This is a genomic window from Sphingopyxis lindanitolerans (assembly GCF_002993885.1).
GTDB lineage: Bacteria > Pseudomonadota > Alphaproteobacteria > Sphingomonadales > Sphingomonadaceae > Sphingopyxis > Sphingopyxis lindanitolerans.
The window spans coordinates 2,191,844-2,209,935 of the sequence record NZ_CM009578.1 but is presented as its reverse complement, the minus strand read 5'-3'; the positions used below and the strand labels follow the sequence as shown (position 1 = coordinate 2,209,935).

Here is an 18,092-nt window from a genome sequence, read left to right as displayed (position 1 = left end):
CCGCCTCTTGGTCAAAGCCGCACCCGCTCGCCGGTCTGTGCCGACTGCGCCGCCGCTTCGGCCAGCGCGAGCGCCGCGACGCCGTCGCGGAAGTCGACGAGCGGGGCGCCGCCGTCGAGAATGTCGGCGAAATGGTCGGTCTCGCGCGCATAGGCGACGGCATAGCGATCGAGGAAGAAATTCTGGAAGCGGTCGGCCGCGGCGCCATTCTCGCCCCAGGTCTCGACCGTCGTTTCGAGCTGGTTCTGGGCGCGGATCATGCCCTTCGATCCGAACGCCTCGATCCGCTGGTCATAGCCATAGCCGCTGCGGCGGCTCGACGAGATGACGCACAGGCGGCCCGACGCGGTGCGCAGGATCGTCTTCGCCGTGTCGGCGTCGCCCGCTTCGCCGATCGCGGGATCGACGAGCACCGAGGCGCTGGCGAAGACTTCGGTCACCTCCTCGCCGAGCAGCCAGCGCGCCATGTCGAAATCATGGATCACCATATCCTTGAAGATGCCGCCCGATACCTTGATATAATCGACCGGCGGCGGCGCGGGGTCGTGGCTGATGATGTGCAGCGTTTCGAGCGTGCCGACCGCGCCGCCGGCAAGCCGCGCCTGCAACGCCGCGAAATTCGGGTCGAAGCGGCGGTTGAAGGCGAGGAACAGCCGCGCGTCCAGCGCCGCGAAGCGCGCCGCCGATTCGCGCGCGGCGGCCAGATCCTGATCGAGCGGCTTTTCGCAGAAGATCGCCTTGCCGGCCTTGGCGGCGGCGAGGCTGTAGGGCAGGTGGGTGTCGGTCGAACTCGCGACCACGACTCCCGCTATCGCCGGGTCGGCCAGCGCCTCCTCGACCGTCGAGACGCGCGCGTCATATTGCGCGGCGATCGCCGCCGCCGCCTCGGGAAAGGGATCGACCACCCGCGTCAGCCGCAGGCGCGGGTTGGCGGCCAGGTTCGCCGCATGGATTTTGCCGATCCTGCCGGCGCCGATCAGTGCGATATCGTGCATTCTATCCTCTTCCGGTTGAAATCATCTTCCATACATACATAATATGGAACATATATTCCATAGCGCGAGAAATGCCGCAGGGCGACAGTTGCGTTACAAGTTTTGAACAGATATTCCGTTTTTCCGGATCAACGGGGGAGAAACTATTTGACCGACGTCCCGACTGCCCCCGCCTCGGCGGAAGAATTGCGCGCCGAGATCGTGAGCCGATACGAAACGCTGAGCAAGCGGCTCAAGCAGATTGCGCGCTATATTCTCGACGAGCCCAACGACATCGCGCTCGAAACGCTGGCGGTGATCGCCGACCGCTGCGGGGTCCAGCCGTCGGCGATCGTGCGCTTTGCCAAGAGTTTCGGGTTCGAGGGGGCGAGCCAGATGCAGCGATTGTTCCGCGACGGGCTGCTCAGCAACAATGCCGCGCTCGGCTATTCGGAGCGCGTCCGCCAGCTCGACCAGGCGACGAATGCGAGCGATGTCGAACCCGCGAACCTCCTCTCCGAATTCGTCGAGGGCAACAGCCTCGCGATCCAGAATCTGCTGCAGACGGTCAGCGGCGCCGACATGCGCACGGCGGTCGACCTGTTGATGGCGGCGGATACCGTCCATGTCGCGGGCTTTCGCCGCTCGTTCCCGGTGGCGTCCTATATCGCCTATTCGCTGCTCCAGGCGGGCAAGCGCGCGGTATTCATCGACGGGGTCGGCGGCCTCGGGCTTCAGCAGGTCCATGCGATGGGTCCCGACGACCTGCTGATAGCGATCAGCTTTCATCCCTATTCGGAAGAGACGATCGCGGTCGTCAACGCCGCCAGGGCCAATGGCGGCCGCGTCCTGGCGATCAGCGACAGCCTGGTCAGCCCGGTCGCCAAGCCCGCCGAGCATGTCCTTCAGGTGCGCGAAGCCGAAGTGCGGAAATTCCGTTCGCTGTCGGCGTCGATGTGCCTCGCGCAGGCGCTGGTGATCAACTTCGCGTTCGAGGCGACGCGCACCGACGGCAAGGTGCGCGACGACGGGGCGGCATAGCTATTTCATTCCGATGCCCATATGAAACATATGTTGCAAACATTCTAAACTTGGAATATGTGTTACAGACCAAGGAAGGATGGTCTGAAAAGCGATGGCGGAGCAAGGGCATGAAACGGTCGGAGAAGACCGGCTGGACGTCGTCACGCTGGGGCGCGCGGGGATCGATCTTTACGGCGAACAGATCGGCGGACGGCTGGAAGATATGGCGAGTTTCGCCAAATATATCGGCGGCAGCCCGACGAACACCGCGGTCGGCGCGTCGCGCCTCGGCCTGCGCGCCGGGCTGATCACCCGTGTCGGCGCCGATCATTTCGGCCGCTTCATCGTCGAGGAACTCGAGCGCGAGGGCGTCGCGACGCGCGGCGTGCGCACCGACCCCGACCGGCTGACCGCGCTCGCGATCCTCGGCATCCGCGATCCCGACACCTTTCCCCTGATCTTCTATCGCGAAAATTGCGCCGACATGGCGCTCTCTGCCGACGATATCGATCCCGATTTCGTGGCGTCGGCGGGGGCGTTGCTGGTCAATGGCACGCATCTGTCGCAGCCGGGCGTCTTCGACGCGAGCATCAAGGCCGCGACGCTGATGAAGGCGGCCGGCGGCCGCGTCATCTTCGATATCGATTATCGCCCGGTGCTTTGGGGTCTTGCCGGCAAGGACAATGGCGAGGACCGCTTCGTCGCCGACCGCGGCGTCACCGCGGCGTTGCAGCGCGTCCTTCCGCTCTGCGACCTGATCGTCGGCACCGAGGAGGAAATCCATATCCTTGGCGGCTCGACCGACACGCTGACCGCGCTACGCGCGATCCGGGCGCAAAGCGCCGCGCTCCTCGTCTGCAAGCGCGGTGCCGAGGGGTGCGTCGCCTTTCCCGGCGCCATTCCCGCGTCGCTCGATGCCGGGGTGGTCGGGCGCGGCTTTGCGGTCGAGGTGTTCAACGTACTCGGCGCGGGCGACGCCTTTATGGCGGGGTTCCTGCGCGGTTGGCTCAAGGCCATGCCGCTCGAAAAATGCTGCGAGATCGCCAATGCGTGCGGCGCGCTCGTCGTGTCGCGCCACGGCTGCGCCCCGGCCATGGCGTCGTGGGACGAGCTCCAGCATTTCCTTGGCGGTCAATGGCCGCACCGGCTGCGCGAAAGCGCCGAGCTTGAACAATTGCACTGGTCGGCCAACCGCCATGGCGAGCGCGACGAGCTGACCGTGCTGGCGATCGACCACCGCAGCCAGTTCGACGACCTGCTTGCCGAACTGGGCGAAAGCGACGAGGCGCGGGTCCATCATTTCAAGAATCTCGCGCTCGAGGCGCTCCACCGGATGGCGGCGGGCGATCCCAATTATGGCGTGCTGCTCGACGGCCGTTTCGGCGCGCGCGCGCTCGAGGCGGCGGCCGATCATCCCTATTGGATCGGGCGGCCGATCGAGGTGCCGGGATCGCGCCCGCTGCGCTTCGAAGGATCGCCCGACGTCGGCATGACGCTGCGCGACTGGCCGACCAACCATGTCGTCAAATGCCTCGTCTTCTATCATCCGGACGACGATGCCGAGATGCGCGCGCGGCAGGACCGCCAGATATTGCGGCTGTTCGATGCGTGCCGCCGCACCCGGCACGAACTGCTGCTCGAAATCATCGCGTCGAAACACGGGCCGGTCGACAGCGGGACGATCGCGTCGGTGATCGACCATATCTATTCGCTCGGCATCTATCCCGATTGGTGGAAGCTCGAACCGACGACCGACGCTGCCGCCTGGGCGGCGAGCGAAGCGGCGATCCTGCGCCATGATCCGCTGTGCCGCGGCATCGTCCTGCTCGGCCTGTCTGCACCGCAGGGCGAGGTTCTCGCGGGCATCGTCGCGGCCGCGCCCTTTCCGCTGGTCAAGGGCTTCGCGGTCGGCCGGACGATCTTTCACGACGTCGCGCAGCAATGGCTGACCGGCGCGATCGACGACGAGACGGCGATCGCCGCGCTCGGCGAAAATCTGCGCATTCTCGCCGATGGCTGGCGCGAGGCGCGCCGTGCTAGGGTGGCGGCATGAGCAAACCGATCAGATGGACGATGGCGCAGGCGCTGGCGCGCTGGCTCGCGGCGCAGCGGGTCGAGGTGGATGGCGTCGAGATGCCCTATTTCGCGGGCGTCTGGGCCATCTTCGGCCATGGCAATGTCGCGGGGCTGGGCGAAGCGCTCGCCGGGATGGAAGATGTGCTGCCAACCTATCGCGGCCATAATGAGCAGGGCATGGCGCACGCCGCGATCGCCTTTGCGAAGGCGAGCCGCCGTCAGCGCGCGATGGCGTGCACGACCTCGATCGGCCCCGGCGCGACCAACATGGTGACGGCGGCGGCGCTCGCGCATGTCAACCGGCTGCCGGTGCTGTTCCTGCCCGGTGACGTCTATGCCAGCCGCCGACCCGACCCGGTGCTTCAGCAGATCGAGGATTTCGCCGACGCGACAGTCAGCGCGAACGACTGTTTCCGCCCCGTATCGCGCTATTTCGACCGGATCACCCGGCCCGAACAGATCATCGACGCGCTGCCGCGTGCGATGGGGATACTCACCGACCCCGCGCTTTGCGGCCCGGTGACGCTCGCGCTCTGCCAGGATGTGCAGGCCGAGGCCTATGACTATCCCGAAAGCTTTTTTGCACCGCGCGTTTGGAGGCGGCGTCGGCCGCGCCCCGACCGCGCCGAATTCGACGGGCTCGTCGAAGCGCTTCGCGTCGCGAAGGCGCCGCTGATCGTCGCGGGCGGCGGCGTGCTTTATGCGCAGGCCGAGGCGGTGCTTGCCGACCTTGCCGCGCGGACGGGCATCCCGGTTGCCGAGACGCAGGCGGGGAAGGGCGCGCTCGCCTGGGATCACCGCCAAGCGCTCGGCAGCATCGGAGTCACCGGGACGAGCGCGGCGAACGCCGCCGCCGAAGCCGCCGACCTGATTATCGGGGTCGGCACGCGGCTGCAGGATTTCACCACTGGCTCGCGCACCCTGTTCGCGGGCAAGCGGCTGATCCAGGTCAATGTGGCGGCGCCCGATGCGATCAAGCAGGGCGCCGAAGCGGTCGTCGGCGACGCGCGCGAGACGCTCGAAGCGTTGGCGGAGACCCTCGCGGACTGGCAGGTCGATCCCGCATGGCGCGCCGCGAACTGCGCCGCGGTCGCCGAATGGAACACCGCATGGGACGCCGCGACCGCGCCCGGCAACGCGCTTCCCTCCGACGCGCAGGTCATCGGCGCGGTCTGGCGGCAGGCGGGCGAGGAGGCGACCGTCGTCTGCGCCGCGGGCGGGCTGCCGGGCGAACTCCACAAGCTTTGGCGCAGCCACCGCCCCGGCGGCTATCATGTCGAATATGGCTTTTCGTGCATGGGCTATGAGGTCGCGGGCGGGCTGGGGGTCAAAATGGCCGACCCGGCGCGCGACGTCTATGTGATGGTCGGCGACGGCAGCTATCTGATGCTCAATTCCGAACTCGCGACCTCGGTGATGCTGGGGAAAAAGATCATCGTCATCCTGCTCGACAACCGCGGTTATGGCTGCATCAACCGGTTGCAGCAGGGGACGGGCGGGCGCCCGTTCAACAATCTGCTCGCCGATACGGTGCATGACGTGCTGCCCGACATCGATTTCGCCGCCCACGCGCGCAGCCTGGGCGCGGCGGCCGAGAAGGTCGGCGGGGTCGCCGAACTCGAAACCGCGCTCGTCCGCGCCAGGGCGTCGGCCAGATCCTATGTGATCGTCATCGATACCGACCCCGCGATCACGACCGAGGCGGGCGGCCACTGGTGGGACGTCGCGGTCCCCGAAGTGTCGGATCGCCCCGAAGTGCGGGCCGCGCGCCGCGACTATGACCATCGAATCGACGGAGAGAGACAATGACGATCCGCTGGGGCGTAAGCCCGATCGCCTGGTGCAATGACGATATGCGCGAACTGGGCGGCGATATGACGCTCGACGAACTGCTCACCGACGTGCGCGACATCGGCTTCGACGGGGTCGAACTCGGCAATAAATTTCCGCGCGATCCCGAGGTGCTGGCGCCGATCATGGCGAATTACGGCCTCGACATCGTCGGCGGCTGGTATTCGTCGAACCTGCTCGTCCGCGACGCCGATGCCGAGATCGCGGCGCTGGCGAAGCATTTCGCGCTGCTCGAATATATGGATTCGAGCGTCTTCATCCTCGCCGAGACGTCGAACGCGGTGCATGGCGACCGCACCGGCAGCCGGCTCGACACGCACCCCGTGCTTCCCGCCGCCGACTGGAAGCCGTTCGGTGAGCGGCTGAACACCGTTGCGCGCTTCATCACCGATCGCGGGCTGCGCTTCGCCTATCACCATCATTTGGGGACGGTCGTCGAGACCAAGGACGAACTCGAACGCTTCTTCGACGCGACCGGCGATCATGTCGGGCTGGTGCTCGACACCGGGCACGCGCTGTTCGGCGGGATCGAGCCGATCGACGTCATCAAGGCGCGTCCCGAGCGCGTCGCGCATGTCCATTGCAAGGATGTCCGCACCGCGAAATATGACGCATTCCTCGCCAACGGCACCAGCTTTTTGAACGGTGTCGTCGGCGGCATGTTCACCGCGCCGGGCGACGGCGATTATGATTATGCGCCCTTCATGCGCGCGCTTGCCGATATGGATTATTCGGGCTGGATCGTGATCGAGGCCGAACAGGATCCGGCGATCGCCAACCCGCGCGACTATAGCCAGCTCGGGCTCGACACGCTGAAGCGGCTCGCGCGCGAAGAGGCGCTGGTCTGATGTCGCTGCTCGTTCGCCCGCACGCGCCCGCCAGCGACGGCACGCTGCTCGACATCACCCCCGAAAGCGCAGGCTGGACCTATGTCGGCTTTCGCGTCGTCCGCCTCGCCGCCGGGGCGCGCTACAATCATGTCGAGGGCGGGCGCGAGGCGTGTCTCGTGATCCTCACCGGCACCGTGTCGGTCATGGCGGGGGGCGAACATTTCGAGGCTATCGGCGGCCGCACGACGGTGTTCGACGGCGCCGCGACCTCGGTCTATGTGCCCGCCGGGCATCGCTACACGATCGAGGCGGCATCCGATGCCGAAATCGCGATCTGCACCGCGCCCGGAACCGGCGCGGGTGCGGTGCGGCTGATCCGTTCGGATGCGGTCGAGGTGCGCGGTCAGGGGACGAACACCCGCCACGTCCGCAACATCCTGTCCGACGCCGATGCCGCCGAAAGCCTGCTCGTCGTCGAGGTGATCACGCCGGGCGGCCATTGGTCGAGCTATCCGCCGCACAAGCACGACCGCGATGCCTACCCCGACGAAACCTTCCTCGAGGAAACCTACTACCACCGCCTGTCGCCGCCGCAGGGCTTTGCCTTTCAGCGCGTCTATACCGACGAGCGCGATATCGACGAGACGATGGCGGTCGAGGACGGCGACGTCGTGATGGTGCCGCGCGGCTATCATCCGGTCGGCGCGCCGCATGGCTATGACCTTTATTATCTGAACGTGATGGCGGGCCCCCGGCGCAACTGGGTGTTCCGCAACGACCCCGCGCACGACTGGATCGTGCGCCAGTAAGGAAGAGCGATGAGACAGATTGAGGCCTTTCCCGCCGGCGGCGATTCCGGCGCTGCTGCTGCACGTCCCGAAGAGTCGCGATGGGGCGATGTGTTCGACCCCAGCACCGGGCAGGTCCAGGCGCGGGTCGCCTTTTCGACCCTCGCCGATCTCGATCGCGCGGTGGCGCGGGCGGCGGCGGCGCAGCCCGCATGGGCGGCGACCAATCCGCAACGCCGCGCGCGCGTCATGTTCCGCTTTCGCGAACTGCTCGAGGCGAACATGCAGGCGCTCGCCGAATTGCTCGCGAGCGAACATGGCAAGGTGGTCGCCGACGCGCGCGGCGACGTCCTGCGCGGGCTCGAGGTGATCGAATTTTCGTGCGGCATCCCGCACGCGCTGAAGGGCGAATATACGCAAGGGGCGGGCCCCGGCATCGACGTCTATGCGATGCGCCAGCCGCTCGGCGTCGTCGCGGGGATCACTCCGTTCAACTTTCCCGCGATGATCCCGATGTGGATGTTCGGCCCCGCGATCGCGGCGGGCAACGCCTTCATCCTGAAGCCCAGCGAGCGCGACCCGTCGGTGCCGGTGCGGCTCGCCGAACTGATGCGCGAGGCGGGGTTGCCCGAAGGCATCTTGCAGGTCGTCCACGGCGACAAGCAAATGGTCGATGCGATCCTCGACCATCCGGGGATCGCGGCGGTCAGCTTCGTCGGCAGCAGCGATATCGCCCACTATGTCTATTCGCGCGGTGTCGCTGCGGGCAAGCGGGTGCAGGCGATGGGCGGCGCCAAGAACCACGGCATCGTCATGCCCGACGCCGACCTCGACCAGGTCGTCAACGACCTCACCGGCGCGGCCTTCGGCTCGGCGGGCGAGCGCTGCATGGCGCTGCCGATCGTCGTGCCGGTGGGCGAGGCGACCGCCGACGCGCTGCGCGAACGGCTGATCCCGGCGATGGCCGCGCTCAAGGTCGGGGTATCGAGCGATCCCGACGCCCATTATGGCCCGGTGGTCAACGCCGCGCACAAGGCGCGGGTCGAGGACTGGATCCAGACCGGGGTCGACGAAGGCGCGGAATTGGTGGTCGATGGCCGCGGGCTCGTCCTGCAAGGCCATGAGCAGGGCTTCTTCGTCGGCCCGACCCTGTTCGACCGCGTCACCACCGACATGCGCGCCTATCGCGAGGAGATTTTCGGCCCGGTGCTGCAAATCGTCCGCGCCCCCGATTTCGAAAGCGCGCTGCGCCTGCCGAGCGACCATCAATATGGCAATGGCGTCGCGATCTTCACCCGCAACGGTCACGCCGCGCGCGAATTCGCGCAGCGCGTCAATGTCGGCATGGTCGGCATCAACGTCCCGATCCCGGTGCCGGTCGCTTATCACACGTTCGGCGGCTGGAAACGCTCGGGCTTTGGCGACACCAACCAATATGGCATGGAGGGTGTGCGCTTCTGGACCAAGGTCAAGACGGTGACCCAGCGCTGGCCCGACGGCGGCGCGGGCGACAACGCCTTCCTGATTCCCACGGCGTAGAACCGGGCGCCATGGACCGAAATCAGCGTAAGTTGAAACAAATCTTCCAATTATATAAAAAATGAAATAGCATCCCTTTGGGATGCCGACGACAAAAGCGTTGGAGCGGGAGAGGGTCGATGCTCAGATATTTCGCGACGGGTCCGGACTTGCCGGTCAGGACCGACGATGGTGTCGATGGTGCTTTCCAGCGCTATCGGATGCGGATCATCATGGCGATCACGCTCGCTTACGCGGTCAGCTATACCTGCCGCCTCGCGATCAACATCGTCAAGAAGCCGCTGATCGACGCGGGCATCTTCACACCGCTCGAACTTGGCATGATCGGCTCGGCGCTTTTCTACACCTATGCCGCGGGCAAGCTGATCAACGGCTTCGTCGCCGACCACAGCAATGTGAAGCGATTGTTCGCGGCGGGGATGATATTGTCGGCGCTGTGCAATATCGCGATGGGCTTTTCTACCCTGTTCTGGGCGACCCTGCTGATCTGGGGGCTCAACGGCTGGTTCCAGAGTTATGGCGCGCCCGCCTGCGTCGTCGCGCTGGCAAGCTGGTTCTCGAACCGCGAGCGCGGTCGCTTTTATGGCATCTGGTCGACCGCGCATTCGATCGGCGAGGGGCTGACCTTTGCGGTCGTCTCGGCGCTCGTCGCGTTCGGCGGCTGGCGCTGGGGCTTCTGGGGGCCGGGGATCGCCGCGGTTCTCGCCGGGATAGCCGCCTTTTATGCGATGGCCGACCGGCCGCGCACGCTCGGCCTGCCGACGGTCGCCGACTGGCGCGGCGATCATTATGCGCCGCCCGCCGACGGCGCGCCCGAGCGCGGTATTTTCGCGACCCAGCTCTCGATCCTCGCGATCCCGGCGGTGTGGATTCTCGCGCTGGCGAGCGCCGCCAATTATGTGACGCGCTATGCGATCAATAGCTGGGGCATCCTCTATCTTCAGGAAGCGCGCGGCTATTCGCTGGCGGAGGCGGGCGCGATGCTCACCGCGAGCACGCTCGCGGGCGTCGCGGGGGCGCTGGCCTTTGGCTTCGTCTCGGACAAATTCTTCGGCGCGCGCCGCCCGCCGGTCAATCTGCTGTTCGGTGTGCTCGAACTGATCGGCCTGCTGCTCCTCTTCTTCGGTCCCCAGAATCCAGCGGTGGTGCTGGTCGCGGTGATCCTGTTCGGGCTCGGCATGACCGGGCTCGTCACCTCGCTCGGCGGGCTGTTCGCGATCGACATTTGCCCGAAGCGGGTGGCGGGCGCGGCGCTCGGCATGGTCGGGGTGTTCAGCTATATCGGCGCGGCGATCCAGGAGCAGGTGTCGGGGGCGCTGATCGACGCCAATATGCACATGGTGGGCGGCATCCGCGTCTATGATTTCGGGCCCGCGATCTGGTTCTGGATCGGCTGTTCGGTGCTGGCGACTTTGCTCGCGACGACGCTGTGGAACACCAAGCTGCGCGATTGAGGAAAGACGATGGAACGACGCAATCTCCTGCGCGGCGGCGCGGCGCTCGCCTTTCTCGCCGCGCTGCCGCGCCGGCTTTATGCCGCCGCGACCGGCTATCCGCGGCTGCTCGACGGGCCGATGGTCGGCGCGACGACGCCGGAGAGCTTCACCATCTGGTCGCGCGCCAGCGGCGCTTTCGGCGTCGCGGTCGAATATGCGACGCGGCGCGACTTCGCCGATGCCAGGACGACCGCCCCGGTCGCCGCGACGCAGGATAATGACCTGTGCACCAGGGTCGTGGTGACGGGGTTGAAACCCGACACTGGCTATTATTACCGGGTCAAGACCGACGGCAGCGACGACCGGCACCAGCCGCTGCCCTTCCGCACCCGCACCGCCCCCGACCGCCCGCGCCCGATCCGCATCGCCTTTGGCTCCTGCGCGCGCGTCCAGCTCTATCCCGAACAGCCGGTGTTCGAGGCGATTGCGGCGATGGAGCCCGACCTCTTCCTGTGGCTCGGCGACAATATCTATGCCGACAGCGACAGCGACACCGCCTTTTCGGCGATGTATACGCGCCAGCGCAACGTGTCGGCGCTGGTGCCGCTGCTCCGCTCGGTGCCGCAGCTTGCGATCTGGGACGATCACGACTTCGGCTATAATGATTCGGATCGCCGCAACGGCGCAAAGGCGATGACGCGGCGATTGTTCGACCGCTGGTGGGCGAATCCGTCGTCGGGACTGCCCGATACGCCGGGAATCTTCTTTCGCCACAGCTTCGGGCCGGTCGATATCTTCATGCTCGACGGGCGCTATCACCGCGACCCGCCGGACGATCCCGATAGTCCGGCCAAGACGATGCTGGGCGCGGCGCAAAAGGCGTGGCTGAAGCGCGAGCTCAAGGCATCGAAGGCGGCGTTCAAGATCCTCGCCTCGGGCACCGGCTGGTCGCGCGCCGAACAGGGCGGCGACAGTTGGGCCGCCTATCTCCATGAACGCGATGAAATCCTGGACTTTATTCGCGACGAAAAGGTCGCGGGCTGCTTCGGCATTTCGGGCGACGTCCATCAGGGCGAGGTCAATTGCGTGCCCTGGTCGGACAAGGGCGGCTATGATTTCTACGACCTCGTCAGTTCGGGGCTCGCGCAATATCTCAGCCCCAAATTCATCGACCAGCACCCCGAGGTGCGGCTGCGCCAGCCATGGGTGCGCAGCGCCAATTTCGGGTTGCTCGAATTCCACTTCGATCCCGAGCCGCGCGTCGAGCTGAGCGTCCGCGACGTGATCGGCGCATCCGCATCGGGCAAGCCCGTCGTCCTCACCGCCGCCGATCTGGTCAACGGGCGGCAGAGCTGGCGCGCCACGATCGACCCGGATGAACTCGAACGCCGCGAGCGTGTGGAACGCGGCGGCAGCTATTATGGAGGTGAATAGGACATGCGTTTCGAGATGGTGACCATCGCCCCCGACGAATTCGAGGCGATGAAGGCGCATCTGCCGTGCGCGACCCGCGAAGGTCTGTTCGAGACCTACCGGATCAGCCAGAACAGTTGGTACAAGCTGCGCGACGGTCAGCCAGTGAAGCGCAAGACGGTCGAGCGGCTGCGCGAACGTTTTCATCAGGTCGCGGGCGAATGAGCGGCGCGCCGCTCAACATCGCGCTGATCGGCAGCGGCTTCATGGGCCGCGCGCATGCGCTCGCTTTCGCCGCCGCCGACCGCATTTTCGACCTGCCGCGCAGCCCGCGCGTCACGATCCTCGCCGACCGCGATCTCGAAACGGCGACCGCCGCCGCCGCTTCGCTCGGGATTCCGCGCGCGAGCGGCGACTGGCGCGAGGCGATTGCGGGCGCCGACATCGACATGGTCGCGATCGCGACGCCCAACGCGCTTCATGCTGCGATTGCGATCGCCGCGCTCGCGGCGGGCAAGGCGGTCTATTGCGAAAAGCCGCTGGCGACCACGCTCGCCGAATCGGAAGCGATGACGGCGGCCGCCGCCGCATCGGGGCGGCCGACCGCGGTCGGCTTCACCTATCTCTATAATCCGATGATCGTCCTCGCGCGCGAGTTGATCGCGGGCGGCGAGATCGGCGAAGTCACCGCGTTTCGCGGCATCCATGCCGAGGATTTCATGGCGTCGGCCGATGCGCCCTTCAACTGGCGCTGCGAGCCCGACCAGGCGGGCGGCGCGCTCGCCGACATCGGCAGCCACATCATCGCGATGGCGCAGCATCTGGTCGGCGATATCGCGTCGGTGTCGGGGCGGCTCCATACGGCCTATCCGACGCGCCGCGATGCCGGGGGCCAGGCGCGCGCGGTGACGGTCGATGACCAGATGGACGCGGTGGTCGACTTTTCGGGCGGTGCGACCGGCTCGCTGTCGGCAAGCTGGATCGCCAGCGGGCGCAAGATGGGGCTGGCGTTCGAGGTCAGCGGCACGCGCGGCTCGATCGTCTTCACGCAGGAGTGCTTCAACGAGCTGAAACTCTATCGCTCCGGGTCGGGCCGCACCAATGGCTTCACGACGATCTGCGCCGGGCCCGAACATGGCGACTATGGCGCCTTCTGCCCGGCATCGGGGCACCAGATCGGCTATAATGATTTGAAGACGATCGAGGCCAAGGCCGCAGTCGAGGCGGCGGCGGGCCTGCCGTCGGCGGCAAAGAGCTTTGCCGACGCGCTGGCGGTCGAGCGGGTCGCCGATGCGATCCGGCGGTCGCACCGCGAGGGAGGCTGGGTGCGGCCCTGACGGGCAAGCCGACGGCTAACGACCGATTGCGGCCAAAAGCGATCCTCCCCCACGGGGGGAGGGGGACCACCCGAAGGGTGGTGGAGGGGCACAGGAGGTTTGCGCCGCGCTCGGCCGAAAGAGCCGCGCATTTCCAACGCTGGGTCGCGCATATTATTTCAACGGCAAGGCAAGCCGACTGTGCCCCTCCACCATGCTTCGCATGGTCCCCCTCCCCGTGCCGGGGAGGATCGGAAAGGTCCGCTCCCCACCCCTAAGCCGCCTCCAAAGCTAAACCCGCGCCAGCGCCGTCAACAGCTCCGCATGAATCGCCGGCGTCGATGCCAGCACCGTTCCGTTCATCAGGTCGAGCTTGTTCCCCAGCGTATCGGTGACCACGCCGCCCGCCTCGCGGACGATCGCGACCCCCGCGGCGATGTCCCACGCGCTGACGCTTTGTTCCCAATAGGCGTCGTGGCGTCCGCAGGCGACCCAGGCCATGTCGATCGCGCCCGCGCCGAGGCGGCGGACCCCGGTGACGCGCGGGGTCAGCCGCTCCATCTCGGCATAGAATTGTGCGTGGTCCGGCTTGGTTGCGAATGGAATGCCGACCCCCAGCACCGATTCCTCGATCGTCGTGCGCGGCGAAATTTGGATGCGGCGCTCGCCGAGCCAGGCGCCGCTGCCGGTCTCGGCCCAGAACAGCTCGTCCATCACGGGAACATAGGTGACCCCCGCGACGACGTCGCCGTGCCGCGCCAGCGCGATGTTGACGGCGAAGAGTGGGGATCCTGTCAGGAAGTTGGTTGTACCGTCGAGCGGATCGACCACCCACATATGGTCGGCGTCGCGGCCGGGGGTCAGCCCGCCTTCTTCGCCGAGGAAGCCGTAATCGGGGGCATGCGCCATCAAATGTTGGCGGACGGTGGCTTCGGCCTTCAGGTCGGCCTCGCTGAACATGTCGGCGGCGCCGGCCTTGCTGTGGACCGTGAGCGTGGCGATGCGCGCGCGGTCGGCGATCAGTCCTTCGCCGGCGGCGTGAGCGGCGGCGATCATGGCGGAAATAAGGGATGACATGGGCATGGAATGAATATACGTTCTGTTTTCTAATAAAGATAGAAAAAATATTCTGAAATTGAGATCGGCCACGCCGACGCGGCGCAGGGCCGCGTTCCGGGTGAAGAGGGAGGGTTAGAGTGAAAACCAGTTTATTTGCAATCGCCGCCGCGCTGGGGACTGTTCCCGCAGCGGCCGCTGCCCAGGATGCCGCCGCGCTTCCCGCCGTCGCCGCGGCGGCGGAGACAGAGGCCACGCAAGGGTCGGGGGCCGATGGCGCGGTCGTGGTCGCCGATCCCGGCGATCCGTCGCGCACGCTGATTCTCGCGGGCGCCGAATCGGCGGGGATCGAGGTGTTCGACCTGGCCGGGCATCGCGTCGCGACGCATAAGGTCGGCAATATCCGTGCGCTCGATCTTCGCGCCGACGCCGCGCCGGGCGGCGCGCCGCTGCTCGCCGCGCTCGACGGCAAGGCGAATGCGCCGAAACTGTTCCGCGTCGGTGCCGGCGGCGTTCCGGCGCCGCTGGCGCTGACGGGGATCGAACCCGCGATGACCGTCGCGGGGCTCTGCTTCTCACGCAGCCACCGCGACGGCGCCCTCTATCTCTTCCTCGTCGGCGACAAGGGCGAGATCGAGCAATGGGGGCTCGCCGCCGACGCCTCGGGCGCGCTGAGCGGGCGGATCGCGCGGCGCTGGTCGCTGGGGTCGGAAATCGGCTATTGCGCCGCCGACGATCGCGGCTCGGTCTATTTTTCGCAGGAAGCGATCGGCGTCTGGCGTTTCGCCGCCGAGCCCGAGGCCGAGATCAAGCCCGAGATCGTCGATATCGTTCGCCTCGGCCATATCACCGACGAAGCGAAGGGTGTCGCCATCGCCGCCGATGGACGGTTGCTCGTCTCGGACGCCTCGGCCGACCGGCTGAACATCTATGACCCCGCCGCCGACCACGCCTATCTCGGCTCGGTCACGCTCGCGGCGGGCGCCGACAAGGTCGAGGACGCGGGCAGCGTCACGCTCGCGGGCCCGGTCGTGGTCGTCGCCGACGACGACAATGCGCCCGAACAGCCCAATTTCAAGGTCGCGCACTGGCCGGCGCTGCTCGCCGCCGCGGGGCTTCCCGAGCGCCCGGCCGCGCCGGCGCCCGCGACCATGCCGCTGGCGCTCGCGACGGTCGAGACCGTCCCGGTCGAAACCGGCGGCGACGCCGCCGACGATCCCGCGATCTGGATCAACCCCGCCGACCCCGCGCAAAGCGTCGTGATCGGGACGCAGAAACAATCGGGGCTCTATGTCTATGGTCTCGACGGCAAGGTGCTGCAATATCTGCCCGACGGGCGCATGAACAATGTCGACCTGCGCAGCGGCTTCCGCCTCGGCGGCCGCGACGTCACGTTGGTGACGGCAAGCAACCGCACGACGAAGGGCATCTCGATCTATGCGCTCGATCCCGCGACGCGCAAGCTGACCGACGTCGCCGACGGGCTGCAGGATACCGGCTTCGCGGACCCCTACGGCCTTTGCATGTATCGCAGCGCGAAGACGAAGAAGAGCTATGTGTTCGTCAACCAGACCGACGGTAAGATGCGCCAGTGGGAACTGGTCGCGACCCCAGCGGGTAAGGTGCGGGCGACGCTGGTGCGCGATCTGCCCTTCGCGAGCCAGGTCGAAGGCTGCGTCGCCGATGACGAGGCGGGGATGCTCTATACGGGTGAAGAGGATGTCGGCATCTGGCGCGAGGGTGCCGATCCACGCGGCGGCCCGGCGCGCACGATGCTGGCGAAGATCGCCGACAATCCCGCGCTCAAGGACGATATGGAGGGGATGGGCCTTTATGCCATGGCGGGCGGCAAGGGCTATCTGGTCGTCTCCAGCCAGGGCAATGACAGCTATGCCGTCTTTCGCCGCGAAGGCGACAACGCCTATGTCGGCTCGTTCCGGATCGGCGCCGACATGGCTGCGGGGATCGACGGCGTGTCCGAAACCGACGGCCTCGACGTCAGCAGCCTCGCGGCGGGTCCCAATTTCCCGCACGGCCTGATGGTCGCACAGGACGGCCGCAACGTCTCGCCGCCCGAAAACCAGAATTTCAAACTGGTGCCGTGGGAGCGGGTGGCGAAGGCGCTGGGGCTCGATCTCTGATCTTCCGGTCGCTGCGCGTCGGCATGGGGCCGATGCGCAGCGGCACGGGTGCCAACAGGGTTTCGCGCCGGCTCCTGGCGCGCACTCCGCTGATTTATGCCCCGAGTTGCGCCAAATATTCTGACGGCGGACAAATCGCATTGATGGCGGACAGCGTGTCCGCCGAAGCGAGGGAATATCCGTTATGGAGCGTCAAGGTCGATGACGCGCGTCAGTTCCCGCCGCGCTATTTTCCATCCCTTGTCTGTTCGCCGGTAGTGGTCGCGATATTCGCCGACGAGCTCCACACCCCCCATGGCGACGGGAAGCGAGCGATCGCCCGCCGGGCCATAGATCGCCAGGCCGATACAAAAGCCTTCCGCACTATCGGTGTCACGAACCGTGATCTTGGGATTTACGAGCAGATGCCGGCGCAATCTGTCGGAGCCCACTATGATTTGGTTCATCGCCGCGCGCAGACCATCATGGCCGGACACCTGGAACACGGGCTCTGGTACGACGCGCGAAAAGACGCAATCGTCGGTCCACAGCGACAGGAAGGCATCGATGTCGAGCGAGTCATTATAGATATTATAATCGACCATCAGCTTGTGGCATTCCCGCTCGATGAGCAGTTTGTCGATTTCATTCATCGGGAAACTCGCCTTCTGCGACAAGAGGGTGTCGAGGTTTGGGTATTGCGACCATTCTAGGAATAGGCGGGGTTGCGCGACGCTGCGAGAAGCCAGTCCGGGTCGGTATAGCCATCCTGGGCTGACAAGCCGATGTTGCGCTGTATCGCCGCAAACCGTTCAGCGATAAGATCGACATATTCGGGGTGCGGAAAAATATAGAGATCATTGTTGCGAATGGCGCGAAGCACATGGCGACCGACCGCAATCGGATCCATCATTTCCGGGTTGATCGGCCTGTCCGACAGAAAACCGGTCTCGCGATCATAGCCGGAACCGAGCTGTTGGTTGCGGCGCTCGGCGGACGTGGTCTCGAGGCGGCTCTGCACACCTCCGGGGCATAGGACCGAGACACCGATATGGCGGTCGGCAAGTTCGGCGCGCAGGGACTCGGAAAGTGCCGTCACCGCATATTTGGAAGCACTGTAGGTTGCGAGGCCGGGCGGCGCGATGAGGCCTGCCATCGACCCGGTATTCACGATATGGCCCGCCCCGCCGCGCGCGACCATTCGCGGAACGAATGTCCGGGCGCCCAGAAATACGCCCGTCACATTGATGTCGAAAACAAGCCGGAACAGTTCCTCGTCGGTCGCTTCCAGAAGCAGGCGCGTTCCGTCGGTCCTGCGCCCCTGACCGATGCCGGCATTGTTGCAAAGGATATCGATGGCGCCGAACCGCGCTTCGGCGAGATCGGCCGCGGCCGTCCAGGACGCGGCGGAGCGCACATCGAGGTCGACGCCATGGCAGTCGAAGCCATTTTTCGACAAGGCGTCGATCGCGGCTGTCCGGCGCTCGACATCGACGTCGGCGATCACCAACTTCATCCCCGCTTCGCCGAAGGCCTGCGCCATTCCAAAGCCGATCCCGCTCGCGCCGCCGGTGATGAAAGCGATCTTGCCCTGCACTTGTTCCATTGTTGATGCCCTTTCAGGTGCAGCCGCCCACGAGGCGCGGCTCGAAATGTGACGGCGCCGCGCG

Annotated in this window: 15 protein-coding genes; 11 read left to right on the top strand and 4 right to left on the bottom strand. The window is 66.3% G+C overall.

Going from position 1 to position 18,092, the window contains the following annotated elements; all coding sequences use genetic code 11:
• Positions 1-11: 11 nt before the first annotated feature.
• Positions 12-995, bottom strand: a complete 984-nt coding sequence (gene iolG / locus CVO77_RS10635) for an inositol 2-dehydrogenase (protein ID WP_105999032.1) — start codon at positions 993-995, stop codon at positions 12-14.
• Positions 996-1,142: 147 nt separating this feature from the next.
• Between iolG and CVO77_RS10630 the strand changes: the two genes are divergently transcribed.
• The 10 genes from CVO77_RS10630 to CVO77_RS10585 all read left to right on the top strand — a co-directional run bounded on the left by CVO77_RS10630 (position 1,143) and on the right by CVO77_RS10585 (position 13,267).
• Positions 1,143-2,015 (top strand): MurR/RpiR family transcriptional regulator, encoded by an 873-nt coding sequence (locus CVO77_RS10630; protein WP_105999031.1) that lies wholly within the window; start codon positions 1,143-1,145, stop codon positions 2,013-2,015.
• A 94-nt stretch (positions 2,016-2,109) separates the two neighbouring features.
• Complete coding sequence (locus CVO77_RS10625) at positions 2,110-4,050, top strand: bifunctional 5-dehydro-2-deoxygluconokinase/5-dehydro-2-deoxyphosphogluconate aldolase (RefSeq protein ID WP_105999030.1); 1,941 nt, start codon at positions 2,110-2,112, stop codon at positions 4,048-4,050.
• Positions 4,047-5,882, top strand: a complete 1,836-nt coding sequence (iolD, locus tag CVO77_RS10620; protein WP_105999029.1) for a 3D-(3,5/4)-trihydroxycyclohexane-1,2-dione acylhydrolase (decyclizing) — start codon at positions 4,047-4,049, stop codon at positions 5,880-5,882. Before CVO77_RS10625 ends, iolD begins: the two co-directional genes overlap by 4 nt.
• Positions 5,879-6,772, top strand: coding sequence for a myo-inosose-2 dehydratase (gene iolE, locus CVO77_RS10615; protein ID WP_105999028.1), 894 nt, complete (start codon positions 5,879-5,881; stop codon positions 6,770-6,772). Before iolD ends, iolE begins: the two co-directional genes overlap by 4 nt.
• A complete protein-coding gene (iolB, locus tag CVO77_RS10610) occupies positions 6,772-7,563 on the top strand; it encodes a 5-deoxy-glucuronate isomerase (protein ID WP_197709622.1) in 792 nt (263 codons plus the stop codon). The genes iolE and iolB overlap by 1 nt, the downstream gene beginning before the upstream one ends.
• Before the next feature lie 9 nt (positions 7,564-7,572).
• Positions 7,573-9,081, top strand: a complete 1,509-nt coding sequence (locus CVO77_RS10605) for a CoA-acylating methylmalonate-semialdehyde dehydrogenase (RefSeq protein WP_105999026.1) — start codon at positions 7,573-7,575, stop codon at positions 9,079-9,081.
• 119 nt (positions 9,082-9,200) lie between these two features.
• Positions 9,201-10,535, top strand: a complete 1,335-nt coding sequence (locus CVO77_RS10600; RefSeq protein WP_105999025.1) for an MFS transporter — start codon at positions 9,201-9,203, stop codon at positions 10,533-10,535.
• 9 nt (positions 10,536-10,544) lie between these two features.
• The gene (locus tag CVO77_RS10595) at positions 10,545-11,951 is read left to right on the top strand and encodes an alkaline phosphatase D family protein (RefSeq protein ID WP_105999024.1); all 1,407 of its coding nucleotides are present in this window, start codon (positions 10,545-10,547) and stop codon (positions 11,949-11,951) included.
• Between the two features lie 3 nt (positions 11,952-11,954).
• Positions 11,955-12,155, top strand: a complete 201-nt coding sequence (locus CVO77_RS10590) for a hypothetical protein (protein WP_105999023.1) — start codon at positions 11,955-11,957, stop codon at positions 12,153-12,155.
• Complete coding sequence (locus CVO77_RS10585) at positions 12,152-13,267, top strand: Gfo/Idh/MocA family protein (protein ID WP_105999022.1); 1,116 nt, start codon at positions 12,152-12,154, stop codon at positions 13,265-13,267. Before CVO77_RS10590 ends, CVO77_RS10585 begins: the two co-directional genes overlap by 4 nt.
• A 270-nt stretch (positions 13,268-13,537) precedes the next feature.
• Here CVO77_RS10585 and CVO77_RS10580 read toward each other — a convergent pair whose 3' ends face one another.
• Positions 13,538-14,323, bottom strand: coding sequence for an inositol monophosphatase family protein (locus CVO77_RS10580; protein ID WP_275541953.1), 786 nt, complete (start codon positions 14,321-14,323; stop codon positions 13,538-13,540).
• A gap of 119 nt (positions 14,324-14,442) precedes the next feature.
• Between CVO77_RS10580 and CVO77_RS10575 the strand changes: the two genes are divergently transcribed.
• On the top strand, positions 14,443-16,443 hold the full coding sequence (locus CVO77_RS10575; protein WP_105999020.1) for a phytase: 2,001 nt from the start codon (positions 14,443-14,445) through the stop codon (positions 16,441-16,443).
• Positions 16,444-16,625: 182 nt separating this feature from the next.
• Here the strand turns inward: CVO77_RS10575 and CVO77_RS10570 are convergent, their stop codons facing one another.
• Entirely contained in the window at positions 16,626-17,099 is a 474-nt protein-coding gene (locus tag CVO77_RS10570; RefSeq protein ID WP_105999019.1) for a nuclear transport factor 2 family protein, read from the bottom strand.
• Positions 17,100-17,131: 32 nt separating this feature from the next.
• Positions 17,132-17,965, bottom strand: coding sequence for an SDR family oxidoreductase (locus CVO77_RS10565; RefSeq protein WP_242446186.1), 834 nt, complete (start codon positions 17,963-17,965; stop codon positions 17,132-17,134).
• Positions 17,966-18,092: the final 127 nt, after the last annotated feature.